18 protein-coding genes are annotated in these 25,626 nt (G+C 72.8%); 8 read left to right on the top strand and 10 right to left on the bottom strand.

Annotation, left to right across the window (positions count from 1 at the left end; all coding sequences use genetic code 11):
- Positions 1-36: 36 nt before the first annotated feature.
- The 4 genes from ACZ6Q9_RS02745 to ACZ6Q9_RS02760 all read right to left on the bottom strand — a co-directional run bounded on the left by ACZ6Q9_RS02745 (position 37) and on the right by ACZ6Q9_RS02760 (position 7,589).
- Complete coding sequence (locus ACZ6Q9_RS02745; protein ID WP_393449135.1) at positions 37-5,070, bottom strand: hypothetical protein; 5,034 nt, start codon at positions 5,068-5,070, stop codon at positions 37-39.
- 5 nt (positions 5,071-5,075) lie between these two features.
- The gene (locus ACZ6Q9_RS02750) at positions 5,076-5,933 is read right to left on the bottom strand and encodes a DUF4132 domain-containing protein (RefSeq protein WP_396826669.1); all 858 of its coding nucleotides are present in this window, start codon (positions 5,931-5,933) and stop codon (positions 5,076-5,078) included.
- A 525-nt stretch (positions 5,934-6,458) separates the two neighbouring features.
- A complete protein-coding gene (locus ACZ6Q9_RS02755; RefSeq protein WP_393265764.1) occupies positions 6,459-6,959 on the bottom strand; it encodes a GyrI-like domain-containing protein in 501 nt (166 codons plus the stop codon).
- 30 nt (positions 6,960-6,989) lie between these two features.
- On the bottom strand, positions 6,990-7,589 hold the full coding sequence (locus ACZ6Q9_RS02760) for a TetR/AcrR family transcriptional regulator (RefSeq protein WP_393265761.1): 600 nt from the start codon (positions 7,587-7,589) through the stop codon (positions 6,990-6,992).
- A gap of 35 nt (positions 7,590-7,624) precedes the next feature.
- Between ACZ6Q9_RS02760 and ACZ6Q9_RS02765 the strand changes: the two genes are divergently transcribed.
- Positions 7,625-8,491: a hypothetical protein gene (locus tag ACZ6Q9_RS02765; protein ID WP_393265758.1), complete on the top strand. Its 867-nt coding sequence runs from the start codon at positions 7,625-7,627 to the stop codon at positions 8,489-8,491.
- 163 nt (positions 8,492-8,654) lie between these two features.
- A complete protein-coding gene (locus ACZ6Q9_RS02770) occupies positions 8,655-9,707 on the top strand; it encodes a hypothetical protein (RefSeq protein WP_466021380.1) in 1,053 nt (350 codons plus the stop codon).
- A 152-nt stretch (positions 9,708-9,859) separates the two neighbouring features.
- Here the strand turns inward: ACZ6Q9_RS02770 and ACZ6Q9_RS02775 are convergent, their stop codons facing one another.
- The gene (locus ACZ6Q9_RS02775) at positions 9,860-10,651 is read right to left on the bottom strand and encodes an SIR2 family NAD-dependent protein deacylase (protein WP_393266048.1); all 792 of its coding nucleotides are present in this window, start codon (positions 10,649-10,651) and stop codon (positions 9,860-9,862) included.
- 130 nt (positions 10,652-10,781) lie between these two features.
- Positions 10,782-12,956 carry an RNA polymerase recycling motor ATPase HelR gene (gene helR, locus ACZ6Q9_RS02780; RefSeq protein WP_396827105.1) on the bottom strand — a complete coding sequence of 725 codons (2,175 nt, stop codon included), beginning with the start codon at positions 12,954-12,956 and terminating at the stop codon, positions 10,782-10,784.
- A 273-nt stretch (positions 12,957-13,229) separates the two neighbouring features.
- On the opposite strand from helR, the gene ACZ6Q9_RS02785 reads away from it, so the two are divergent.
- Positions 13,230-14,141 (top strand): GNAT family N-acetyltransferase, encoded by a 912-nt coding sequence (locus tag ACZ6Q9_RS02785; protein ID WP_393265752.1) that lies wholly within the window; start codon positions 13,230-13,232, stop codon positions 14,139-14,141.
- Positions 14,142-14,368: 227 nt separating this feature from the next.
- Entirely contained in the window at positions 14,369-15,202 is an 834-nt protein-coding gene (locus ACZ6Q9_RS02790; RefSeq protein WP_396826666.1) for a DUF4328 domain-containing protein, read from the top strand.
- Between the two features lie 10 nt (positions 15,203-15,212).
- Here the strand turns inward: ACZ6Q9_RS02790 and ACZ6Q9_RS02795 are convergent, their stop codons facing one another.
- Positions 15,213-16,211: an IS481 family transposase gene (locus ACZ6Q9_RS02795; RefSeq protein ID WP_396826664.1), complete on the bottom strand. Its 999-nt coding sequence runs from the start codon at positions 16,209-16,211 to the stop codon at positions 15,213-15,215.
- A gap of 183 nt (positions 16,212-16,394) precedes the next feature.
- Between ACZ6Q9_RS02795 and ACZ6Q9_RS02800 the strand changes: the two genes are divergently transcribed.
- On the top strand, positions 16,395-17,201 hold the full coding sequence (locus ACZ6Q9_RS02800; RefSeq protein ID WP_396826662.1) for a GNAT family N-acetyltransferase: 807 nt from the start codon (positions 16,395-16,397) through the stop codon (positions 17,199-17,201).
- Positions 17,202-17,261: 60 nt separating this feature from the next.
- Here the strand turns inward: ACZ6Q9_RS02800 and ACZ6Q9_RS02805 are convergent, their stop codons facing one another.
- Positions 17,262-18,038 (bottom strand): alpha/beta fold hydrolase, encoded by a 777-nt coding sequence (locus tag ACZ6Q9_RS02805; RefSeq protein ID WP_393449112.1) that lies wholly within the window; start codon positions 18,036-18,038, stop codon positions 17,262-17,264.
- A gap of 57 nt (positions 18,039-18,095) precedes the next feature.
- Here ACZ6Q9_RS02805 and ACZ6Q9_RS02810 point away from each other — a divergent pair, with 57 nt between their 5' ends.
- Positions 18,096-21,146: an AfsR/SARP family transcriptional regulator gene (locus ACZ6Q9_RS02810; protein ID WP_396826660.1), complete on the top strand. Its 3,051-nt coding sequence runs from the start codon at positions 18,096-18,098 to the stop codon at positions 21,144-21,146.
- Here ACZ6Q9_RS02810 and ACZ6Q9_RS02815 read toward each other — a convergent pair.
- Positions 21,143-21,694, bottom strand: coding sequence for a dihydrofolate reductase family protein (locus ACZ6Q9_RS02815; protein ID WP_396826658.1), 552 nt, complete (start codon positions 21,692-21,694; stop codon positions 21,143-21,145). The two genes, ACZ6Q9_RS02810 and ACZ6Q9_RS02815, sit on opposite strands and share 4 nt — an antisense overlap.
- Before the next feature lie 147 nt (positions 21,695-21,841).
- Positions 21,842-22,174 carry a putative quinol monooxygenase gene (locus ACZ6Q9_RS02820; protein ID WP_396826656.1) on the bottom strand — a complete coding sequence of 111 codons (333 nt, stop codon included), beginning with the start codon at positions 22,172-22,174 and terminating at the stop codon, positions 21,842-21,844.
- A gap of 113 nt (positions 22,175-22,287) precedes the next feature.
- On the opposite strand from ACZ6Q9_RS02820, the gene ACZ6Q9_RS02825 reads away from it, so the two are divergent.
- Together ACZ6Q9_RS02825 and ACZ6Q9_RS02830 are read left to right on the top strand one after the other, a co-directional pair.
- A complete protein-coding gene (locus ACZ6Q9_RS02825) occupies positions 22,288-22,749 on the top strand; it encodes a hypothetical protein (RefSeq protein WP_396826654.1) in 462 nt (153 codons plus the stop codon).
- A complete protein-coding gene (locus tag ACZ6Q9_RS02830) occupies positions 22,746-25,607 on the top strand; it encodes a M48 family metalloprotease (protein WP_466021381.1) in 2,862 nt (953 codons plus the stop codon). The genes ACZ6Q9_RS02825 and ACZ6Q9_RS02830 overlap by 4 nt, the downstream gene beginning before the upstream one ends.
- Positions 25,608-25,626: the final 19 nt, after the last annotated feature.

Consider the following 25,626-nt stretch of genomic DNA (forward strand, 5'->3'; position numbering starts at 1 on the left):
TCGGTCGTCGCGGGCACCACCCCCCTCCGGGTCGGGTCAGCGGCGGGTGGGCAGGTTGTCGAACCGGGGCCGGTCGCCGTCGCGGAGACGTTGCCAGGCCCGCCGGTAGAGGTCGGCGACCGGTTCGAACGGCACGGTCACACCGAGGCCGGCCGTGCCGTCGGGCGCGAGGTCGAACAGGGCGACCTTCCAGCCCTCGATCGGTGCCTGCCCGCTGCCGCGCTCCAGCCACGGGCCGGGCAGGAACAGCGACCGGCCGGCCCGGGACCGGCTGGCCTCGATGACCAGGTCGGTGCCGGCCAGTTCGGCGCGGGCCGTCTTCAGCCGGGTCGGCTTCCAACCGGTCCACTTCGCCGTGTTGCGGTCGGTCGGGTCCGGCATGGCCAGCAGCATCAGGTACACCGCCGCCGCGTCGGCGCCCAGGCCGTGTTCCCCGGCCGCCTCGGCGACCAGGTCGGGCACCGACCGGGTCGGATCCTGCGGCCACCAGGCCCCGTCCGCCGCCCGCGCGCCGCCGCCCGGCTCCCCCGGATCGCCGAGCAGCGCGGCGAACCGCGGGTCACGGACCAGGCGCAGCGCCACCTCCATCGGGTACGGCTTGGCCGCGTCCCGCCGCAGCGCGGGCAGGTAGGGGTCCGTCCCGTCGGCGTCGAGCAGGTCCGGCCGCAACGCGGGCGACGGTTGGCTGTCGTAGGTGGCCAGGACGATGGCGCCGTACCGTTCCCAGCCAGGGCCGGTCTCCGACGGGGTGCCCGCCACCTGTTGGAAGTCCGGCAGGGAGACGTACTGGTCGAGGTCGAGCAGCAGGCCGGGGTTGGCCAGCCGGTCCCGGATTGCGGCGAGCGCGGCCGGCAGCGCGGCCCGGCACGGGTCGCCGGCCGGCGTGTGGTGGGCGACCCAGGCCGCCAGGGCGATCGTGGAGCGCAGCACCTCACCGGTGAAGCCCACTGCCCGGCCGTCGACCTGCCGGGCCCGGTCGCCCTTGATCTGGAAGGCCAGGTCGGTGCTCAGCTCGACCGAACGGGCCGGGTCGAGCAGCGCCGGCAACGCCTTCGCGGGTCCCCAGCCGTGTCGGATGGCGCGCACCGCTTCGGCGAGCAACTGTTCGGGCACCACCACCCGGCGCCCCAGGGCGGCGTTCCAGACCGCCGCGGCGGCGGCCACGTCCGGACCGTCGGCCCACAGCCGGGCCGGGTCGTCCGGCAGCAGCGCCGAGACCACGGCTCGCCGGACCTCCGGGCTGGCCTCGTCCAGCACCCCGAAGGCCAGCTTGACCTCGCCGACCTGCTTGACCCCGAGCGCCTTGCGCAGCTCGGTCGGCACGGTGGTCGACGAGTCCAGGTACGGCAGGCCGGCCAGCACCAGCTTCGCGGCGGTGGGGGTGACACCCGTCAGCTCGGCGAACCGCTCGGCCGCTTCCGGCCGCCAGGGCAGCGGGCCGCGCGCGGCCCACTCGGTGAGGAAACCGCCCAGCCAGCCGGCCGCCCGTTCGTCCCCGACCGGCGCCGAGAACATCACGGTGTACGGCTCGGGCACGGCGAACGCGCCGGCCGGGTCGTGGTACAGCGCGTCGAAGTGGTAGCCGGTGGTCGTGCCGCTGTAGTTGAGGACGGCGATGAAGGCCCCGTCGGGCAGCGGCAGGATGCCCGGCCGGGGGGAACGGCGCGTGCCGTCCGGATTGTTCAGGTCGTCGTCCAGCAGGTGCAGCCTGAACCGGCGCCACCGGGCCGGCTCGGCCACCGTGCTCAGGTCGAGCCGGTCCAGCTCCGTGAGCAGGGCGCGCAGCGTCTCCCGGTGTTCGTCCGGGGTGACCGCGGCGACGGCCCGGTAGGCGACGGCCGCGACACCGCCGAGCAGGGACCACCAGTCCAGCGCGGCCGGCAGCGACGGTCCGTCGAGATGCAGCCGTACGGCGGGTTCGCTCCCGGTGGTGGCGGACCGCTGGGCGGCGAACGCCTGGAACTGGGTGAAGGCGCGGGCCAAGCGGGTCACCCCGTAGGTTGAGCCACGCAGACCGTCCAGCGCCATGTTGAGCTGCTCGTCGGTGGGTCCGGTCGCGGTGGCCACCGGCGCCACCGCCTTCGGCGCGGACAACGACCTGGTGAGGCGCTCGGTCACCCCGTCCAGGTCGGTGCGCACCCGGGCGGCCAGCCGCAGCACCCCGGCCACCCCGGCCAGCACCGCGTCGTGGCTGACCGCCGGCAACGTCGAGCGGACCAGCTCGACCAGCGCGTCCTTGTCCGCGTCGGCGGTGGACGGTCCGGTGCTGGAGGTGCCGGCCGGTGTGCCGACCATGGACGCCGGGACGGCGACGGGAAGGCCGGTGATGGCCTGCGTGGCAGCGGTCAACCGGGGTCCGGTTGCCGCGCGGGCTGCGGCCCGCGCGGCCTTCTCGGCCAGGGCGGCGCGGCGTTCGTCGAGGGCGACCTTGAGCAGCATGGTGGCGGTGTCCCGGTCCACCCGGCGCAGGGCGGTGGAGCCGGCCGGATCCCGGGGCAGCATGTTGCCGAGGAACTTCCGTTCCGGCAGCGGGAGCGCGGCGGGGTTGTAGCCCCCGCTGCCGGCGGCCGACACCACCCCGTCCGGGTCGACCAGGACGAAACCGTCGAGGACGGCCCGCGGCCGGTCGTCGCCGGGCAGCACCAGCGCCGCGACCGGCTCCTGTCCCGAGGCCACGGTGACCGTACGACCGGCCAGGTCCTCGCCGCGTACCGAGCCGTCGGGCAGGGTGACCACCCGCCAGCCGAGCAGACCGTCCACCGGAACGGCGGCCGGGGTGGCCCGGTCGGACAGGGCTGGCCGCAGCCAGCTCGCCGACTCCTGGAGGTGGCTTCCGTGGACCGGAAGGTCGGCCAGGAACCGCGGCAGGCTGCGCCGGCCGTGGGAGTTGCTGACCGCGTCGTACTCGCGCCAGCCGTAGGTGCCGTCATCCTCGCTGCGGCGGTAGACCCAGTGGGAGGTGCCGTCGGTGATGACCGGCAGTTCCTCCGGGACAACGGTGTCACCGACGTGCAGCACGCCGCCGCCGGTGGTCCGCCCGCCGCCGGCCAGCGGCAGGGTGATCTCGTTCGTGCGGGGCTGGCTGCCGTGACGACGGCCCTGGATGGGCTGCGGCTCGCCGGGCGACGAGTGCCAGTAGCCGCGCAGCTCGTAGCCGAGCGCCTCGGAACGCCAGTAGACCAGCAACTGGCCGTCGACGTAGTGGTAGCCGGGCTGACCCCACATGTCGCCGGCCGGGATGCGCAGGTCGTGGCGGAGCACGATGCCCTCGGCGCCGAGCACCCGCACCGTCGTAGGCCCGCCCAGGATCACGTACGGCCAGGCTTCCTGCCGAATCACCTCGACCTTGCGGTCCCCACTGGTCACCTCCTGCCAGGCCAGCTCCCAGTCCGGCCAGCCCAGCTCGTCGATGATCCCGCCGCGCAGGCTGCGGGCGACGTGTTCGGCGAGGTCAACGTCCAGGGCCTGCCTGAGGCCGCCGCCCTGACCGGGGTCACCGGGTCGGTCGAGGTCGTCGGACACCAGGCGCAGCGCCTCGACCGGGAGGCTGCCCAACCAGTCCACCGACTTTGGCAGGTACGGCAGTCCGGTCGCGAACCGGTCGCGGATCCGGGCCCGCAGCCAGTCGGTCAGCAACGGCCGGATGCCCGGCGTCCCGGCCAGCCGGCGCAGGGCGGCCTGCTGGTCGTCGAGCTGGTCGAGGCCGCGGCGCAGGGCCCGGCTGAACCGGTCGTCGCCGGCCACGGCGAGCAGATCCCGCTCTCCCCCAACCCTGACCCACTGCGCCAGGTCCAAGGCTTCGCGCTCCTTCGGCGGGGCCACCGGCACGTCGAGGGCGAGCAGCAGGTCGAGCAGGTCCAGGTCGCCGTCGGCGGCGAGGGTCTCGCCGCTGTCGGCGAGTTCGGCGCGCAGCCGGTCGGCCATCCGCTCGACGAGTGGGTACAGCTCCGGCACCCGTCGGCGGTGGTACCCGGAGCCGGCCCGGCTCACGAAGCGGCGCAGCCAGCCGACGGAGCCGTCCTGCGGGCGGGCCGTGTCCGGCACGTCCGGTTCGGACAGCCCGGCGAGCGCACCGGTGTCGGTCAGCACAGCCAGCCACGCGACCAGGTTGTCCCGGTCGGCGGGCATCAGGTCGAGCAGGCTGCCGCGGATCGCCGGGTCTCGGCCGGCCAGCGCCGTCACCGCCGGCAGGTGCGCCTTCCACCAGCCGGCCGGCGCCTCGGCTGCCACCGGCAGCCGGAGCAGCTCGGCCAGGTAGGCCGCCTCACGGTCGGCGACGGCGGCGCTGGCCTTGCCGGCGGCCTTGGTGGCGGTGCGGACCAGCCGGTTCACCGCGGTGGCCGACTGCGCGGACGGAACCACGCCGGCAGCCGCGGCCCGCAGCGCCAGCCGGCAGAACCGGTCCAGCGCCTCGTCGGCCGGCAACTGGGCGGACAGCTCTTTCGCGTAGCCGGCCAACGCGGTCGCGGACACCACCTTGGCCGACGCGAACTCCAGGTAGACCTCGTCCAGCCGGTGCAGGTCGACCGGCAGGCCGTGCTGCGCCTCCGCCTTGCGCGCCTTGTTGAACAGCTGCGTCGCGTAGGTGTCCTGCCCGGCGGCCAGGAACACCCGTGCCGCCTGCTCGAAGAACGTCGGCAGGAAGTGCGGCAGCGTACGGGCGAACCGGTCGGCGAGGGTCTGGTGCCCGTCCAGGGCGGCCTTCGGCCGCGACCGCACCTGCTTGGCCAGCTTCTGCAACTCCGGCACCACCGCCAGCGCGTGCCGGCCGTCCGCCGCGTGGTGCACCAGCACCCACTCCGGGAAGGCCAACGGGCGGCGCGGGCCCAGCCCGACGACGGCCGGCTCGGCACCCGGTGCCAGGCCGAGGAACCCGACAGCAATGTCCTCGCCCTCGCCGAGGGCGGCGTCGACCAGGCGGACCACCGGCCGGTCGTCGAGGGCCGGGTGCCGGTAGGTGCGGGCGGTGAGGGGCACCGCCCGGTCGCCGGCCCCGGCGGTGTCGATCGGCAGCACCGCGCCGGCGGTGAGCAGGCTCTCGGCCGAGTCCTCGCCCGACATGGTCGTCATCCCGGTCACGCCTTCTTCCCCGTTCCGGTCACGGCGCCGGACAGGGCCGTCGCCATCCGCATTCCTTCCGACCAGGCCACGGGCCCGACGTCGGTCAACCGCAGCGTCGGTCCGTCCACGACCGACCAGGAGAGGTTGCCCAGAGTCGCCTCGGAGTCCCAGTAGTCCTCGTCGAACCACATGGCAGCCTCGACCGTGCGTCCGGCCTCCCAGACCCGGCACTTGACCTGCGAGCCGGAGACCCGGAAGCCGAGCGTGGCGGCCCGGGCGGCCAGCCGGTTGGGGACCGTGGTGCCGCGGAAGTCGGTGATCGTGGTGTCACGGTCCTTCAGGTCGGCGGGCTTGCCCCAGGTGCCCCGGTGCAGTTGCTCGACCCGCTGGGCGACGTCCAGTTCGTCGGCGAACTCCCGCAGGTCTGCCAGGTCGGGCAGGCGCACCGGGTGGGGCAGCGTGGCGCTGACCGGCGAGAGCCGGACGGTCTCCCCGTCGAGGTTGACCACGCGCAGGTCACCGGTGTCGGTGACGTCCCGCAGGAAGCCCGGCTCGGCCGGGTCGTCCCCGAGCACCACGAGGTCGCGCAGCGCCTCCCGCCAGGCCGGGTCCGGCCAGACCCGGGCCAGCAGCCCGGTCGGCACCGGCAGCGAGGAGACCACCCAGGCGTCGACCCGGGTCAGGCATTCCGCGGTGTGCCGGTCCAGCCACTGGGCGAGCTGGCGCAACCGGTCCACCTCGGGGGTGTCCCGCAGCACCTTCGGCAGAGTCTTCAGTGGACGGCCGGTGGATCGCGGGCCTATGGCCCGCGCCGTCACCTTTCCGTCCAGGAGGGAGATCTCGTACGAGTCTCCCACCGGTAGCCAGCCCATCAGGAATACCCTCCGCAGTGGCAAATTAGCCAGATTTCGTGAGGAATCGGCCACGATTGTCAACGCAGGGCACGCTAACAGTAGTGACCGACACGACATCGGTCCGGCGGCGGGGTGCTGGGGGCCAGGGCCGGGTGGGACCTCCAAGGCGAACCTGCGGGAGTCGCAGGTCCGGCCCGTCCGAGGGCACTGCGGAGGGTCAGGCGCGTCCGAATAAAAGGCGAAACGGTGACTTGGGTCACAGCAGAGCATCGGCGGCCGGGTGGCCGGGGTCCCGCCGCCGAGGGCGGCGGCGGTTGATCGAAGCAGGTCGAATTGTCAGCCGAGGCCGGCCCGATCATGGCGGTCGGGCAGGCTTCGGCCTACGGACATGCCGCTCCTCAACGCGGCGATCCAGGAAGACCGGCTAACCGACGGCGGCCTGCCCTGTCCATGCGACGCGCCCATCACGAGCAGGTCGCACACCGGTCCGTGGCCGCAACCCCGCCCGGTCGCGCCCGCGTGGTGCAGAGATCAGGCCGTCGGTCACGCCGGCCGGACCGGCTGCACGATCTCGGTACTCCACTCGGTCGGGCTCGGCCAGGCGGACGGGTCCAGCGGTTCGGTCGGGTCGATCCACGTGTAGACCTCCCATGCCGGACCGGCCGGCGTGCGCTGGTGCTCGCCGAGCCACGCCTCCAGCCGCGCGTACGCCTCGGCGAGTCGGTCGTGCGCACCGAGGTGCCACGTGCTGATGGCGGTGCCGCCGGGCAGCTCGGTGACGGCGATGCGATCCGTGCCGTCGGCATCGTCACCGACCGGAATGCCGGTCTCCAGGTCGGCCTTGTCGTCGCCGAACGTGTGGTAGCGGACGAAGGGCGCGCCCGCCGGTGCGACGCCGGAAGCGCGGAGGTGGCTGATCAGCGACGTGAGCTGCTCGCCCTGGGCCTCGGTCAACCGAGCCACCGGCACGGTGGCACGGATACTCAGGGAGCGTTTCGGGTCGCGCCGGTGCTCGACAACGTCGGCGGGCTGTTCGGTGGTCATGGGTTCTTCCTCTCCTGGGATGTTCACCGGTCAGGCGGTGGTGCCCGATGGCGTGGTCGAGGTGGCTGCGAGTGCGGCGAGATGCGCCTTGACGACCGCCCGGGCGCGGCGAGGGCTTTCGCCGTGCAGCACCGTGTGCAGGATGAGCCCGTCGACGAGCGCGTACAGCCGTCGCGCTTCCAAGGAACGGTCGACGTCCGGTCCCGCGATCCGTGTGACGAGATTGGTAAAGGCCTGGCGGAGCAGGCGGTGCATCTCGACGCTGAGGGGCCGCAGCGCCGGATCCACCAGCGACTGCGCGGAGAACGCGAGCCACACCTGACACTCAGCCAATCGGTCGGCATCCAGCGGCAACATCTCGGCGATCGAGCGTTCCACGACCCGGAGCTGGTCACCGGTCACGTCGATCGCCTCGATCCGGGTCTGGATCCGTTCCGCCACGAGCCGCATGGCGAAGACCGTCAACGCCGTCTGCGACGGGAACGAGTGGCGCAATGATCCGGCTGACAGACCGGCCTCCCGCGCGACGTTGCGGACCGATGCGTGCGCCAGGCCGGCGCGCCGGACGACCCGCCAGACCGCCTCGGCCAGCTCGGCACGGCGGGCCTCAACGTCGACGATCTTTGGCATGGCTCTTTTTAACACAGTCGTGTTAACTTGCCAACGTGACACAGTCGTACCAGAACGCGCTCGGCCAGATCGGTGTCAGTGCGGCCGTGGAGGTCGTGGTGCTCGCGGCAATCGTCTGGCTGCTCACCCGGCGTGCCGCCGTCGACGTGGCCGCCCGCGCGCCCACGGCACCGACCGCGCGCCGCGAGCTCCTCGGGCTGATGGGGTACGGGCTGATGGCCCAACTGCTCGGCGCGGCACTCGGCCACGCGCTGGGGTGGCACGCCATCAGCTTTCACCTCGCCGGCACGCTCATCGGCGGCGAGGACCATCTCGGCCCGGCCGAAGTGCTCGGCTGGGCCGCGTACAACGCCACCGTCTACGCCGCACTGCCGTACCTGTGGTTCCGTCGCCGATACGACACGACCGCGCTGTGTCTGCGAAGCGCGAACCGCCGCCGCGACCTGACCGTCATCGGTGTCGTCCTGGCGATCGAGTCGGTCACCCAACTGCTCGGCCTCAGCTCGGCCATCCTCACGCTGACGGCGGGACAGGTAGCGTCGGGCGTGCCGTTGACCTTCGTCCTCTACCTGTTGGGCACCGGCCTTCCGACACTCGTCTTCGTGCAGGCGCTGGTCGTGCCCAGACTCGCCCGGCTCACCGGACGGGTCGGCGCGGTGGCGCTCGGCGGCCTCACCTACGCCGCCCTGCACCTCGGTGACGCGTGGACCAGCTACGCGTCCGCCGAGGACACCGCCGCCTCGATCGGCCTGGTGCTGCTCGTGTACACGCTGCCCGGGATGTTCAAGGCGTTCCTCACCGTGCGGACCGGCAACGCCTGGGTGCACCTGTGGGCCTATCACGCCATCGCGCCGCACACCCTGATCGACACCCCACTCGTCGTACGCGTCTTCCGCCTGTGACGGCTGCCGTTTCCCGGCGATCTCGGCTGGGTGCGGGCCAGGGTCACGTCGACACCGGCTACCCGCCAGGCGGCACAAGCTCGCACCTGGCCTTGCCGGTGGACGGCGATCCGAAATGGGCCGCGCCGCGGGATAGTGTGGCGGCGAGCACTCGGGAGGCGCGATGACGGTGTTCTCGTGTGCGGCTTGTGGTGCCACGCTGACCGTGCCGGTGTCGCGGGTAGCGCTTCCTGTGCACGCGGGCCAGTCGTACGGCCACGGGTTGCTCGGCGTGCTGATGGAACCCGGGACGTACGCGGTGAACCCCGAGCCTCTCGGGCCGCCGTGGCGCCCCTGGGCCGACGTCGGTGCAGATGAGGCGGAAGCCCGTGGCGTGTACGCGCCGGTGTACGCCCTGTCGTCGGGGCCACGAGGAGCTGTTGTGGTCGCGCCGGGCGACGTCCGGGGCACCGTTTTCATTCCGGAACGGTCCGGCGGCTACTGCTGCGGCCTGGACGGCCGAGACGGCCCCAATCTGGCGTGTGCGCGGTGCGGACGGCCGGTGGCGACCCGCATCGACGACTGCTCATTCTGGCAGGAGGTGTGGCTGGACCCGAGGGCGATCCGCCGGGTTACCGCCGATGCCTCCCCACGTCGGCCAGCCGGCTGGGAGGACCTTCGAGAGGGACGGCCCGGTGTTCCACCGGTCGAGCCGCCGGGGCAGTGGAGCCCGCTGTGGGCCGCCGCCGTCGGGTCAGCGCTGGCCCGCCTGCTGGCCGTGTCGGCCGGTACCCGGGTAACTGTCCCCGACGGCCTGGTCGCCGACACCTTCCGCCGAGCCCTCGACGCTCTGCTCCCGCCCGGACCGCAGACCCGGGCACTGACCCTGGTCGGACCGGGCCTGCCTGCCATCGCCACCGACATCGCCCTCGTCCCGCAAAACCCGCAGACCGGCGAGCACTGGGCGCCGTCCGGGGCAGCAGACGTCGTGCCGCTGTCCTGGGACGTCTGGGCGCATCTGGCCTTCCACCGCGACCGGCGGCCCGTTCCGGGAGCCGGCACGATGCCCGACGAGGCCCGTCGCGACGACCCTCCGGCACTGACGCCGTTCGGGCCGTTCCGACCCGACTCCGACGTGTTCCTTTCCACGTTGGCGCGACTGCCCGAGGTCCGTCAGCCGTGCTTGCGCGAGATCTACGACCACGTGAGAGAGCATCGGTACGCTGATCCGTTCTGACACCGAGACTGGGCGCTCGCCCGGACCGCCGGCCTGCGGCTGGACCCGCACACCGCCGCTGGCAAGTGGAAGTGCGCGAGACACGGCGGTGGTGAGGTGGCACACCGGCCGCTTGCGACTGCGGAGGTGAGCCGGCATCTGGCCCGCCGCCGCTATTCCTCGTCGGTCTCCTCCCACGCGGCCGCGACCAGGGCCGGGAGGACGTGTGCCGCGGTGCCGCGCAGGTTGATGGCGCAGACCCGGTCGAGTGGGGTCGGCTGCGGGTTGACCTGAATCACGACAGCGCCCGAGCGTGCCGCGACCCGGGGGATCTCGGCGGCCGGGTGCACGACACCGGAGGTGCCGACCGTCAGCAGCACGTCGCAGGCAACGGCCGCTTCGACCGACGCGGTCAACGCCGCCTCGGGCAGTGGCTCACCGAACCACACCACTCCCGGGCGGACGAGCGCTGTGCAGGACGCGCACCGCGGCGGTGGAATCCGGCGACCTTCGTGCGGCCGCGCGGGCTCGCCGTCCGATGTGCCCTCGAAGGTCGCCGGATGGGCGGCCGCCGCGATGCAGCGGGGTGCGAACAGGCTGCCGTGCAGATGGATCGGCGCCCGGGTCCCGGCCCGTTCGTGCAGGTCATCGACATTCTGGGTGATGACGGTGCTGTCGAGGACCCGGGTCTGGATGGTGGCGATCGCCAGATGACCGGGGTTGGGCTCGGCTCGGGACACCCGCGCGCGCCGCCACTCGTACCAGCCCCAGACCAGGTCTGGATCGGCATGGAACGCCTCCGCGGTAGCGAGCCGCTGAGCGTCGAAGCGCGCCCACAGGCCGGTGAGACCGTCACGAAAGGTGGGCACACCGCTCTCGGCGGAGATACCGGCGCCGGTGAGGACGACGACACGGCGGGCGCTGCCGAGGAGTTGGGCAGCTCGACGGAGCAGAACACCTTCCATATGTGGAGATCCTGCCACCACGCCACGACGGCCGGCGGGCAACCGCCTCGCGGCAAATGACTGCATCGGGCGGACCACAGGTCCGATCCGGCCCTACCGCCCACCGGTCAGCGCTTGGCGCCACCGCCCGTTAGTCGACGACTTCCGCTCCGGGATGCCCGACAGGGCTCGTGAGGATGACGAGTTGCTGGGTGGCTCGGGTCATCGCGACATAGCGGTCGACCGCTCCTTCGATGCCCTCGCCGAACGCCTCCGGGTCGATGAGGACCACCAGGTCGAACTCGAGCCCCTTCGACAGCTCCGGGGTCAGCGACCGGACGCGGGACGTCGCCCGGAACGTGGGATCGCCGATGACGCAGGCGGTCCCCTCGGCGTGCGCGGCGAGCCAGGTGGCGAGGACCGAGTCCAGATCCGCAGCGGATCCGTGTACGACGGGGACGCCGCTGCTGCGGACGGAGGTCGGCACGTTGGCGTCCGGAAGCGCGGCCCGGATGATCGGCTCGGCTTCCACCATGACCTCTTCCGGCGTCCGGTAGTTGATGGTCAGGGAGGCCACGTTGATCCGGTCGAGCCCGATCCGCTCGAGCCGTTCCTGCCAGGACTCGGTGAATCCGTGCCGGGCCTGGGCGCGGTCCCCGACGATGGTGAAGCTGCGCGACGGGCAGCGCAGCAGCAGCATCTGCCACTCGGCGTCGGTCAGTTCCTGAGCCTCGTCGACGACGATGTGCGCGAACGGGCCGGCGAGCGGGTCCCGATCAGCGCCGGGCAGGCCGGTCTCGTCGACCAGGGCGTCCCGCAGGTCCTGCTGGTGCAGCATCGTCATCAGGCCTTCGCCGTCGTCGTACGCGGCGGATGCGATCAGGTCGTCGACGACCCTGGCCATGTGCTCGCGCTGGGCGGCGACGGCGGTGTCGCGCCGATGCCGACGCCGGGACGCCTCCGGGTCGCCGAGCCGCTGCCGCGCCGCGTCCAGGAGCGGCAGGTCGGACACCGTCCAGGCCCGCGCGTCGCCGCGCTGCAGCTTCCGTACGTCGTCGGGGCCGAGCCAGGGAGCGCACCTGCGCAGGTAGGCGGGGACTGAGAACAGGTCCGCGACGAGGTCGGCCGGGTCGAGCAGCGGCCAGGCACGGTGGAAGGTCGTGCGCAACTCCCTGTTCCGCAGCAGCGACCTGCGGACCACGTCATCCGGCTCGTCGCCGTCGTACCTGTCCACCAGGACGGTGAGCAACTCCGCCCAGATCTCGTCACGTGCCTCGTTGTGCGGGGTACCGGGCCCCGGCGCCTCGAACGCCTCGGCCCAGTCGTCGGCGCTCAGCCAGATGTCGGACTCGTCGGTCGTGACCGTCATTCCCTTGGCCGGCGGCTCCTCGTAGAACCTGACGGCCGCCTCGATCGCCTTCACCAGGTCCGCGGACGACTTCAGCCGGGCCACTTCCGGGTCGGTCTCGACGGTTGCCGCGGCACCCTCGGGGACGAGGTCCCGCAGGGTGCAGGTCTGCACGTCCTCCTCGCCGAGGCTGGGAAGGACGTCGGCGACGTAGGCCAGGTAGGGCTCGTGCGGACCGACGAACAGCACGCCGCCCCGGCGGTGACCGAGGCGGGGGTCGGCGTAGAGGAGGTAGGCGGTGCGGTGCAGAGCGACGACGGTCTTCCCGGTGCCCGGACCGCCGTCGACGACGAGCGCGCCGCTCGACCCCGCGCGGATGATGGCGTCCTGGTCGGCCTGGATGGTGCCGAGCACGTCGCGCATCCGGGGCGACCGGGTGCCGCCCAGGCTGGCGATGAAGGCGGACTGGTCGTCGAGCGCGGCGTGCCCGTCGAGCCCGTCCGAGGTGAACACCTCGTCCCAGTAGTCGCTGATCCGGCCACGGGTCCAGCGATACCTGCGGCGGCTTGCCAGACCCATCGGGTTGGCATGGGTCGCCCCGAAGAACGGCTCCGCCGCCGGGGAACGCCAGTCGAGCAGCAGCCGGCGACCCGCGCCGTCCGTGAGGCCGAATCGCCCGACGTACACGGGCTCGGAGTTGTCCGCGCCGACCATGCGTCCGAGGCACAGGTCCAGACCGAAGCGACGCAGGGCGCGCAGGCGAGCGGTCAGCCGGTAGATCTCCTCGTCCCGGTCCATCGCCCGCCGGCCCATCCCGCCGGGCGCCTTGCGTGCGGCATCGAGGCGGCCGGACAGGTCGGCGATCGACTGCTCGAGGCTTTCCGCGATGGCCGCGAAATGCTGCTCGTCGGCGGCGATCAGCTTGGGATCGGCCTTGGCAGAGAGGCTGTCGGGAAGATCAAACGCGCTGGTAGTCAGCGGGTTCACGTATAGCTCCGATCTGAGGCCGCTTGCTGGCCTCGGCCGGCAATTCTGCGCCACGACCCGGGTCTTGCCACAAGCCCCCGGGTGCGATATACGTTGAGAGTGGCAGGGAGTGGATGCTCTCCTCCTGGATCGCCGCTGTGGACGGACAAGCCCCTCGTGAAGCGCCGGCTCGCCACGTACGGCGGCACGGTCGCTCAACAGTCACGTTCTCGACGGCGCAGAATCCAGGTGCCGCTGGGGCGAGGCGGCGGATAGCTTACGAAAATGAGCGCAATCCCGATCACCGGACCGCACCTACAGTTCCACACCGATCCAGGTGAGTTTCTTGCCGCGGCCGGCGACTACCTGGCCGCCGACCCGGTGGTCAGCACGGTCGTGACCACCGTTGCGCACCGACTGTTGTCGCAGCGCGCCGCCGGGATCGCGCAGCCCGACCGCAACTGGTGGCTGGTGATCAGGGACGAGTCCGGCGCCGTGGTCGGTGCCGGGATGCGGACGGCGCCGTTCGCACCCTATCCGCCCTTCCTATTGCCGATGCCTGACGAGGCGGCCGTGGCCTTGGCCCACACGTTGCACGAGCGCGGGGAGCAGGTGCTCGCGGTCAACGGCGCCCTTCCTGCCGCTGAGCTGTGCGCCGCCGAGCTGGCCCGACTCGGCGGGGGCCGAGTCCGGGTCAATCTGCACACGCGGCTGCACGAGCTCGGTGAGCTGGTGTGGCCGGCGCGTGCGCCCGGTGGCTTGGAGGCGGCGACCGAGGACGACTTGGAACTGGTCACGGAGTGGTTCGGCGCGTTCACGGGCGACGCCGACGAACAGGCCGGCCGTCAGCGCGGTGCCAGTGCCAACGAAGTACCCGACCGTGCGGAGATGCTGCGCCGGCTACAAGGCAGACAGTTCTGGTTCTGGGTCGACGAGACTGGGCAGCGGGTGCACCTCACCGGCGCCAACCCACCGTCGTTCGGGGTCGCGCGCGTGGGCCCGGTGTACACGCCGCCGGCCCAGCGCGGGCGCGGTTGGGCCAGCAACGCGGTCGCTGAGGTTTCCCGGCGGATCCAGGCCGAGGGTGCGCGGGTGTGCCTGTTCACCGACCAGGCAAACCCGACCTCCAACAAGATCTACGCCACTCTCGGCTACCGGCCTGTGGTCGACATGGCCAATCTGGTCATCGTTCACTGACGTCGAACGCATCGCGGTGTGCACCAGCATCCGGTACGCCCCCTCCACGCCGCGCGACGCGGGGTCACCGTCCACCGCGTGATCGTCTAGTCTGCGCCCGTCGCCTCTCACCGCCTTCCTGGACGGTCAACATGCAATGCCAGACCTGCGGGGACGCCACGTCCCCGGCTTTCAACGAATGCCAGCGCTGCGGCACACCGCTCGGTCAGCCGGCAATCACTCCAGGAGTGCCCACGTACCCCGTCCGGCGCCTGGGCACGGCCGCCGCGACAGCGGTCGGCGCGGCCAGCCTGCTCTACCTGCCGAGCGGGCTGTTCCCCGTGCTCGGCGTACGGATGGCCCGCACGGCCGCCGAGCGGGGTGACCGCGACCTGCTGCTGGGCGCGGCCGTCGCCGAGGGGCTACTCACCCTGGTCTACGCGCTGGCGCTCCTGACCGCCGCGGTGCTGGTGATCATCTGGACGTGGCGGGTGCGGACGAACCTGGCGGCATTCCCGGGAGCCCTGCCGACGCTGAGCCCGGCCTGGGCCATCGCCGGTTGGCTGGTCCCGTTCGCCAACCTCGTCGTGCCGGCCCGTGTCGTGGCCAACGTGGCCCGGGACAGCCTCTGGCGGCGGAACACGCCGGTGCTGGTCGGGGTCTGGTGGACGACGTGGTTGGTGTTCACCGCCGGGGACCGGATCCTCGGTCTCCGCGACGAACAGCGGTACGGCCGGCTGACCGAGTGGCCCCGCAGCGAGACGGAGTTCGCCACGTACGTCCGCTACTACCAGGAGGCGCTGGGCCCTCGGGTGATCCCCACAGTCGCCTGTCTGGTCGCTGGCGCATCCTTCATCGTGCTGATCCGCCGGATCTCCGCCGCCCAGCAGGACCGGATCGCGAAAACAGCTCCGCTCTGGCCCGGGTACCCAGGCGGGGTCGTGCCGGGCGCGCCCTACCCGCTGCCCCGGAGTGCGTCGGCGAACCCGGCGGGGTCGATGTCCGACATGCCGGCCGTGCCGGGTCCGGCCTCAGCGTCGCCGCCGGCCCCGCCGGTGGCGGGTGGCACGATCGGGGCATGACGGGACTGGTTTAGGTGTACTGCCCAGGGAGGTTGGTCAACCTGGTGATAGGTGGCCGGCCGCTGGTGGCGGTGTGGGGTCGGTGGTGATTGTAGTGATGCAGCCAGGCGGGTAGAGCGGCTCGGCGGGCGTGCTCTGAGCTGTAGAAGCGTCGTATCGCCCAGCCATCGGTCATGGTGCGGTGGAAGCGTTCGACCTTGCCGTTGGTTTGGGGGCGGTAAGGGCGGGTCTTCTTCGGGCGGATGCCGAGTTGGTGGCAGGCGTCGCGCCAGGCGTGTGACTTGTAGGCCGAGCCGTTGTCGGACAGGACGCGTTCGATGGTGACGCCACGGTCGGCGAACCAGGTGACGGCGTTGCGGAGCACGTCGATGGCGGTGTTGGCGGTTTCGTCGTCGCGGATCTCGGCATAGGCGACGCGGGAATGATCGTCGATGACGGTGTGCACGAACGCCGTGCCGATGCGTGGGTCATAGCGGGTGTTGCGGGTGCCGGTGCGTCGGGCGGTGGCTTGGCGGTGGCGCCCGCCCTGGGCGCGGCCGACGTAGCGCCAGCCGCCGCCGTCGGGGATGTTGCCGTACTTCTTGACGTCGACGTGCAGCATCGCGCCGGGCCGGTCGTGTTCGTAGCGGCGGATCGGCTCGCCGGTGGCGCGGTCGATGTGTGACAGCCGGTTGATCCGGCAACGGGTCAGCACGGCGTGCACGGTCGAGGCTGGCATCCCCAGCAGGCCGGCGATCTGCACGGGACCGAGCCGTTGTTTCCACCGCAGGTGCACGATCTTGCGCACCACCGGCTGGGCAGTCCTTGCAGGGCTGTGGTGCGGACGTGACGACCGGTCAACCATGGCCGTCGGCCCCTGCTCGGCATACCGCACGGCCCACCGCTTCGCCGTCGGCCAGGACACGTCATAGCGCTCGGCTGCCCGGGCGACCGGCCAGCCCTCGTCCACGATCAGACGCGCCAAGCGAAGACGCGCACGAGGGGCCAAAGCGGCGTTAGCGTGGGACACGAAGGCCTCCTGTTGCCGGAGCGGTTCCTAGACAGCTCCACTCCACAACCGGAGGCCTTCACCTGCCTACGACATCAGACATTTAGGACGTGTCTCGAATGTGCTTATCGCCGGCGTGACACTGTCGGCGAGCGATTCAAAATCACGTGCAATCTACGCCCAGTCATGCTGGGATAATTCGTTATGGATGTCCATTTTCTCAATGACGCCGACTTGACGGACAGGATGGAGCAGAATCTGGCGGAACATGCCTGTCACCTGCATCGGAGCATGAGCGGTGCGACCGTTACGGAGACTGATGACCTCCTGGTCGCCGACAGCAGCCTGGACGACGACACTTTCAACATCGTCGCCGCGGCCCGCTTCACCACCACCACTGCTACGGCACGTATCACTGAGACCGCCCGGACACTGGCTCGCACCGGCCGCCGTTTCTCCTGGTGGGTGGGGCCCGCCTCGAGGCCACCGGACCTCACCGCCCGCCTGACGGCGGCTGGTCTGCCAGCATCCGAACGCGAGACGGCGATGTGGGCCGAGCTGGACGACACCCTGCCGCTGCCCGCTGCCCCAGGACTGGACATCCAGACGGTGGCCACGCCCGAACAGCTCGCCGACTACGCCGCGGTTCTCGCCGCGAACTGGACCCCGCCCGCTGACACCGTCCGCCGCTTCTTCACCCAGGCCGCCCCGCAGGCCCTGGCCGGGCACTGTCCGGCCCGTTACCTGGTCGGCTACGTAGACGGCCGTCCGGTCTGCTCGGCCGAAGTGTTTCATCACGCGGGCGTTGCCGGGATCTACAACATCTCCACCCTGGCCGCCCACCGCCGACGCGGCTACGGCGGTGCCATCACACTCGCCGCACTCCACACGGCCCGCGACCGAAACCACCACATCGCGGTCCTGCAGGCGTCCACCGACGGCGAGCCCGTCTACCGCCGCCTGGGATTCCGCTCCTGCGGCCAGTTCACCGAACACACCATCAACCCCTGACACCCCGAACTCCACAAGCCACCTGCCCACTTTCACAACGATCCTGGTCACGGGCTGCCGTTACGCGTCGAGGAACTCGTCGATCATCGGGGCCAACCATTCCGCGCGCTGCGGCACCGTGGTGTGGGTGGTGCCGGGCAGGACCGCCAGCCGGCCGGCCGGCAGGCCCGTCAGGTCGCCGACCACCCCGCCGCCGAGCAGCCGGAACATCTCCACCGCGTGCTCGGGCCGGACGATGTCCGAGTCGGCCAGGACCAGCAGCGTCGGCGCGGCCAGCTCCCTGATCGCCGAGGGCGGCCACCGGGGCGGGTCCGCGTCCAGTTTCTTGATCTTGCGTACGAGGGTGGGCCAGGCCGCCGGGTCGGGGGCGGTGCGCACGTACTCGTCGTGGAACTCCGAGCCGTGCAGGTGCTCCGGTTCGAGGTGCTGGATGCCGTCCAGCAGCCCCGGATGCAGGCCGGTGGCGTCGAAGCTCACCGAGGCCAGCACCAGACGGCCGACGCGGTGTGCGTGATCGGTGCCCAGCCGCAGCGCCACGGCCGCGCCCAGGCTCCACCCGAACACGTCCGCCACGGCGACGTCGAGATGGTCGAGCAGGGCGACGACGTCGATCGCGAAACCGTCGACCGACAGCGGGCCATCGCTGTCCGCCGTGCGTGCGTGGGCCCGCAACTCGACCGCGACCACGCGCCGGGTCTTCGCCAGCAGCGGCAGGATCGCGCCGAACGAGGTGCCGATGCCGGAGAGGGCGCCGTGTAGCAGCACGAGCGGCCGGCCGGGCCCGTCGCCGTGCGACTCGTAGTACATGGACAGACCGTTCACGGGTGCGTACGCCATGGCGTCAGCCTGCGCCACGCCGCTTACGACCCGCTTACCGCAGGTAGGGTGGCCGGCATGCGTTTCGGCGTCCTCGGGCCGCTCGCCGTTGCCACGGACGCTGGCGCGCCGGTCACGGTGCCAGGCGCCAAGGTGCGGGCGCTGCTGGCCGACCTGCTCGCGCACCGCAACCAGGTGGTCTCCGCCGGCCGGCTCGTCGACGACCTCTGGGGTGACGCCCCGCCCGCCAACGCGGCGGGCGCTCTCCAGGTGCGCGTGTCGCAGCTGCGCAAGGCCCTCGACGACGCCGAACCCGGTGCCCGGGACCTGGTCGAGTCCCGCGCGCCCGGGTACGTGCTGCGAACCGACGCGGTGGACGCCGACCGGTTCGTCGCGCTGGCCGCCGAGGACGACGTGGAGAGCCTCACCGAGGCGCTGGGGTTGTGGCGGGGCGAGCCGTACGCGGACGTGGCGGACGAGGAGTGGGTGCGCGCCGAGGTCACCCGGCTCGCCGAAGCCCGGCTGGTGGTGCACGAGAAGCTGGCGTCGGCGCGGTTGACCCGGGGCGAGCACGCGCTGGTCGCCGCCGACCTGGCCGAGCTGGTCACCCGGCACCCGCTGCGGGAGGGGCTGCGGGCGCTGCACATGCGGGCCCTGTACGCGTCAGGCCGGCAGTCCGAGGCCCTGGACAGCTACGCCGACCTGCGCCGCCGGCTCGCCGACGAGCTGGGCCTGGACCCCGGCCCGGACCTGACCGCGCTGCACCGGCGGATCCTGGAGCAGGACACCGCGTTGCGTCCGCCGCCGGCCGCCGCGCGGATCCGCAACAGCATGCCGGCCCGGCTGGACGAGCTGGTCGGCCGCGCCGAGGCGCTCGCCGAGCTGCGTGCCCTCGTGCCGGGACAGCGGCTGGTCACGCTGGTCGGTCCCGGTGGGGTCGGCAAGACCCGGCTGGCCACCGAGGTCGCCCGTGAGCAGGCGTTCCCCGACGGGGTGCACCTGGTCGACCTGACCGCGTTGCGCCCCGGTGAGACCGGCGTCGCCGACCTGGTGCTGGCCGCGCTCGACGTCCACGAGATCGCGGGAAGCCGCGTCACCGCCGACGACCATCTGGTGGCGGCGCTGCGGCATCGGCGGACCCTGCTGGTGCTGGACAACTGCGAGCACGTGGTCGAGCCGGCCGCCGCGCTGGTCGCCCGGCTGCTGCGGCAGGCACCGGAGGTGACGGTGCTGGCGACCAGCCGGGAACCGCTCGGCCTCGCCGGTGAGCTGCTGTGGGAGGTGCGGCCGCTGCCCGTACCCGGCGAGGAGTCGGACCTCGACGCGGTCCGCCGGTCCGCGGCGGCCCGGCTGTTCGCGGCCCGGGCCGCCGCGCAGCAGCGCGGCTTCCACCTGGACGAACGGACCGCGCCGGCCGTCGCGCAGCTCTGCCGCCGCCTGGACGGCCTGCCGCTCGCGCTGGAGCTGGCCGCGAAGCGGGTACGCGCGTTCGGTCTGGCCGGTGTCGTCGAGCGGCTGGACGACCGGTTCCGGCTGCTCGGTACGACGCAGCGGGACGTCCCCGCCCGGCAGCGCACCCTGACCGCGGTGATCGGCTGGAGCTGGGACCTGCTCACCGACCACGAGCGGGCGGTCCTGTCCCGGCTCGCCGTGCACGCGGACGGCTGCCCGGCGGAGGCCGCCGAGGCGGTCTGCGACGCCGACGTCGACGTCCTGTCCGGGCTGGTCGACCGGTCGCTGCTGGTGCTGGACGAGTCCGGCGTGGTGCCGCGCTACCGCCTGCTGGAGTCGGTCGCCGCGTACGCCCTCCAGCGCCTGGACCCCGCCGACCCGGTGCGGGCGCGGCATGCCGCGTACTGGACGCGGTGGGCCGAGCGCGCCGACCTGCTGCTGCGTGGCCCCGGCCAGCGCGAGTGGCTGGCCCGCCTGGACGCCGAGACCGGCAACCTTCGTGCGGCCCTCGCCCACGGCGGTGGCCTGCGCCTGGCCAACGCCCTGACCTGGTACTGGTTCCTCCGTGGACGGCTCACCGAGGCCCACCGGGCCCTGACGCTCGACGGCGACGCCGCGGCGCGCGCCGAGGCGGCCGTGTGGCGGGTCGGGTTCGCGCTGCTGAAGGGTGAGCCGGTCCCGCCCACCGAGGTCGACGCCGCTCTCGCCGGGCACGCCGACGGCCGCGCCACCTGGTTCGTGGCTGCCGCGCTCCTGGAGAACAGCAACCGGACGCGGAGCGCCGACCTGCTGGACCGGGCCGTCGCGGCCGGAGACGACCCCTGGGTCGAGGCGGCCGTGTGTCTGACCCGGGCCATGCTCGCCCACGCCGCCAGCGACGTCGCCGCGCTGGAGAGCGCCGGTACCCGTGCCGCCACGCTCTTCGCCGAGCTGGGTGACGACTGGGGCCGGCTGCAGGCGACCGACTGGCTGGGCGGGCTGGCCGAGTTGACCGGCGACCACGAGCGGGCCGCCGCCCTGCACCGCCAGGGCCTGCGGTGGGCCGAGGAACTGGGGCTGTGGCCGGAGGTGGGGTCCAAGCTGTCCTGGCTGGCCTGGCTCGCCGTGCAGACCCGGGACCACAGCGCGGCGCGGGAGTTGGCGGAGCGCGCGTACCGGCTGGCGGTCGAGCAGGACTCGCCGTCCGCGCAGGTCTTCGCCGAGCTCAGCCTCGGCATCGCCGCCCGCCGCGACGGCAAGCTCGACGTCGCCACCACCCACCTGGAACGCCTGGTCGCGCAGGGCGGAGAGGACGCGCTGTTCCTGCCGATGGTGCTCGCCGAGCTGGCGTACGCCGTCGCGGAGGAGGGCGACGGCGACCGCGCGCTGGCGCTGCACGCCCGGGCGTTCGACGTGTCCGTCGCCATCGACGCGCCGCGCGACGCCTGCGGTGCGTTGGAAGGGCTCGCGTCGGCGGCCCCGACCCCGCAGGTCGGGGCGCGGATCCTCGGGGCCGCGCACGCCGCCCGGGTCGCGGCGCAGGCGCCGGTCGCCCCGGCGGAGCAGGACGAGATCGACCGTACGACGGCGCGGCTGGTCGCGGCGCTCGGTGCGGACGGATTCGCCGCGGCGTACCGGGCCGGGCGCGACCTGGGCCCGGGTCAGGCCCGGGCCCTGGTCCAGCCGCTTCCTGCCTAGGCGGCGGCCGGCGTGTAGGTCGCGATGATCACGCCGCTCTTCATGACCTTCGTGTCGGTGAGGGTCAGCGTGGTCCGCGCGTCGGACAGCGGCGCCGACACCGAGGGGCCACCCACGAGGACCGGGTGGATCCAGAACCGCACCTCGTCCACCAGGCCGGCCTTGACCAGGGCGTCGGTGACCACGCCGTAGCCGTACATCAGGATGTCCTTGCCGTCCTGGGCCTTCAGGGCGGTGACCGCCTCGATCAGGTCCCCCCGCAGCACCTCGCTGTTCTTCCACTCCGGGTCGGTGAGGGTGGTCGAGGCGACGTACTTCTTGACGTTGTTGAAGTAGGCGGCGCCGGTGCTCGGGTCGCTCTCGTCCATGTTCGGCCAGGCCGCCGCGAAGCCGTCGTAGGTGCGCCGGCCCATGAGCAGGGCGTCGGCCGCCTCGGTCTGCGCACCGGCGAAGGCGGCGGCCTCGTCGTCGAAGTACGGCATGGTCCACGCCGGGTCCTCGATGACGCCGTCGAGGGTGAGGTAGGTCGAGTTGATGATCCTGCGCATGTCGGGTTCCTCCTGGTTGTTGCGTGCCCCGTTCGACAACCAGGACTCTGCCCGAGGCGCCTTACGGTTCGCTTCACGTGCCCTTACGGACCACCTCCCCGCCGCGTATCGGCGACGACCGAGCGGTCGCGCGCTCGCGACTGGTGGTCAGCTACGGTCGGGAACGGCCATCTCGCCGAGCAGGGACCAGTCGTCCTGCGGGATCGTCACGTTGACGATGCGGGGCGTCTCGGCGAGGTGTGGCGGCAGGGCCTGCTGCGCCGCCCTGAAGTGCGCGGACTGGACGTGCGCCGCGCCGGCGCTCTCGTCGCGGAACGCCTCGACCAGGACGTACTCCGTCGGGTCGTCGACGCTGCGGGACCAGTCGAACCACAGGCATCCCGGCTCACGGCGAGTGGCCTGGGTGAACTCGTCGGCGATCTCGGGCCACCGGTCGGCGTGCTCTGGCAGTACCCGGAACTTGGCGGTAATGAAGATCATTGACGTCTCCCGTCCGTAGGCGTCGTGGTGGAGAGACCGGCGTCGGCCGGGTGCCCTGCCGGAAACCTTACTGTCGGGTTCCCGGGCTGGTGCCGTACCGGCACGATGGCCGTGTGACCGAGCCTCAGAACGCCGCCGCCGATCTGGTCGTGGATACGGCCCGCGCGGGGGTCCGCCGGATCGCCGCCGAGGAACTTCCGATCTTCGACGAGGTCGCCGCCGGCTGGCGACGGCAGATGTCGAAGGGACGGGTGAGCTGGTCCGTCCCACAAGGTGGGGTTGGCTTCGGCATCGACACCACCCTGCTCACCGAACTCGTGCTCCAGGTGGTGGCCGCCGCCGTGGGCGAGGTGCTCGTCCTCGGTGCCACCACCGCCCGGGTCGGCCTGTTGCGTCGCCGCCGCCGTGAGCTGCCCGCCCCACCCGATGCCCGACCCGGGCTGGATTCCGCACAGGCACGCCGGCTGCGGGAGGCGTGCCACCGGCACGCGGTGGCGCTGGGCCTCGATCCCAACCGGGCGGAGCTGCTCGCCGACGCGGCCGTCGGCGCGATGGTCGATCCACCGGACGAATGACCTGGCCCGGTGCCGGCGCGACCCGCGACGACCGTGGTACGGGTGCGGACGGCATGACCGACGGCGGTCGTGGTGTCGGCGACGGAGGTCCCGGTGCCGGCTCACGCGTCCCTCCGGACCGGCTCGCATGGCTCTACGCACTCGTGCTCGCGTCCCTGGTCAGCGTCGGGATCAGCGCCGGTGGCCTCTACTTCGTCGCCGACCGCTCGCTGTCCCGACCCTGGGCGGCAGCCGTCGACGTCTGCACCCGGGCCCATTCGGGGAGGGCGGCGCAACAGACGACTGTCCGCGACCGCTGCATGGCCGGGCAGTTCCGCCGGCGTGGAGTGGTCATGGTCGCCGGGGCGGGGATCGCGCTGGGCGGGGCGGCGGTGCTCGTCCTGGTGCCGCCGCTGGCCGACCGGCGTCGGCTTCGCCGCCGACTCACCGTGCCCGGCGCGCAGGAACGCTTCGCCGATCTCTGCGATCGGAACCAGCTGGCCGCACGACACCGGCCGAGACTGGTCGTCGCCGCCCCGCCGGTACGGCAGGCGTACACCACCGGTGGCGTGCTCGGCAGACCGACGGTGGTGCTCCCGGCGGCCGTCGCGGTGGCCCACGCCGAGCCGGCGCGCTTCGATCCCGTGGTCGAGCACGAACTCGCGCACGTCCTCGCCCGGGACGTAGCCTGGGCGTCGGCTCTCCGTGGCCTGGTATGGCTGCCGGTGCCGGCGGTGCTCGCCGCCGGCCTGCTCGAGGTGGCCTTCTTCGGGCTGAACGCGACCTACCTGACGGCGCTCGGCCGGGCGGCGGCCATCGCGGTGCTGACCGCGCTGCTGGCGGCCGGTCTGCTGCGGCGACGCGAGCGGGAGGCCGACCGGTACGCCGCCGAGGCCGGCCACGCCGTGCACCTTGCCGCGCTGCTCCGCGCCGGGGCCGGTCGTCCGACGCGACGGCGTCGACTGCTCGCCCGGCATCCGGATCCGGTGGCTCGGGCGACGGCGCTGGGCCGGCCGGCTGACCCGCCGGGGAGCTGGACGCACGGCCTGGCGGTCGGCGCGGTCGCGATGCTGGCGATGAGCTCCGCCGACGCCCTCGCACGTGACCTCTTCCTGACCGTGCAGGCGACCGTCGGCCCGCCCGTCGCGGTCTGTGTCGGCTCCGTCCTGCTGACCGTGGGACTGCTGCCCGCGCTGGTTCGCCGGGCTGCCGCCGGCGCGGGCGGATGGTGGCGGCCGGTTCTCGGCGCGGGCACCGGCTTCGCGGTGACGGCGTTCATCGCCATCGCGCTGCCAGTTCCGGGAAGTTCGGGCGTGTCGGCCTGGACGGACCTGCCGGCCGCGATGCTCACCGCCGCCCTGGCGGGAGCACTCGCCGCCGCGGTGGCCGGGCTCTGCGTGCTGCTGGCGCGGCTGGTGGTCGCCCTCCAGCCCGGGTCGGTCGGCTGGCGTTCGGCCACGTACCTGGTCGCGGCGGCCGCCGGTGTCGCGGTGCTCTGGCCGTTGCCGGCGGTGGCCTCCGTGCTGGCCGATGGCGAGGTGGTCCGCGGCTGGCTGGTCTTCGCGCTGCCCCGCACCGGCTGGCCGCTGCTCGCGTTGCTGGTCCCGGTGCTGGTCGGCCTGCTACTCCACAGTGCCGGCGACGGGCACCGGCGTCCGGAGCGCCGGTGGGACCGGGCGGTCGTGGCTGCGGTCCTGATTGCCGTGCTGATCGGCGCCGGGTCCGCCGTCTGGTGGACCCGGCTGTCCCCGCCGGGCACTCTGGCCGAGGCGAACCGGCTGGCCCAACAGCGCTGGCTGCTCTGCGCGCTCACCGGCTGGGCGGTCCTGCTGGTACTCGCGGTCCGCCGTCGTACCGGTGTCGGCCGGGCGCTGACCGCAGGCTGGGTGGCCGGCGTGGCGGCGGCGCTGCTGCAGTACCTGCACGCCCTGGTCACCGGACGGGCAGACGGGCTGGGTACCGCCGAGGCGCACCTACTGGCGCCGCTGGTCTGGCTGGGCTACCTCGTCGCGTTCACCCTCCCGTTCCTGGTGTCCCGGCCGCCCGTCACCGCTCCGGTCCCGTCGTCCTCGGGCGACACTCGGTCACCCGTACCAGCGGTCGCGCTGCTGGCGGCCCTGCTCGCCGCGGTGGTGCTCGGACCGGGGATACCCGGTGCGTACGCCCCGCTTCCGGTGGCGGATCCGACCAGAGCCGCGGCGCCGTCGGCGGCTGCGGTCGTCCCGCCGGCGCCCGACGTCACCGCCGGGTCCGCGCGGCCCGGTCCGGGGCCGCCCGACCCGGGTCGGCTGCTCACCCGTGCGGAGGCCCGCCGGGCTGCCGGTGCGGTTCGGGCGGTGCTACCGCGGGGCTGGCGGGTCCGACCCGACCGGGGTGACAGCGGCGGCGGCTCCCGGATAGAGCCGTCGGCCTGCCGGCCACTGGCCGAGGACTCCTACCTGGACCGGCTCGGCGGAGTCGAACGGGTTCGGGAGCGGGCCCGCTACGCGACGGTGCCCGGCCCCGCCGCAACCGCATCGACCGAACTGGTGATCGAGATCAGGTCCCATGCCGTTCCGTTGCCCGCGTCGGTGCTTGCCGAGGCGGAGCTGGCGCGCCGGGCCTGCCCCGGCTTCACCGCCCGGGGCGGGGACGGCTCGGCCGTGCGGTTCGCGGTCGACACGCGGCCGCCGCCCGTGCTCGGTGAGCATTCCTGGCGGGTGGACTACCGGCTGTCCGCCGGCAGCGGGCAGACGCGGATCACCGGACGATCAGCCTTCGTGATCGTCCAGGCAGGGCACAACCTGGTGACCGTCTACGCCAGCGCCATCTCGGAACCCCTGAACGAGCGGCTACTCGGTGCGGCGGTCGAGGCCGCCGTGGCGGGGCTGACCGGCTGACGGAAGCTCTCCCGGGCGG

It is taken from the genome of Micromonospora sp. NPDC049139, from assembly GCF_055586845.1.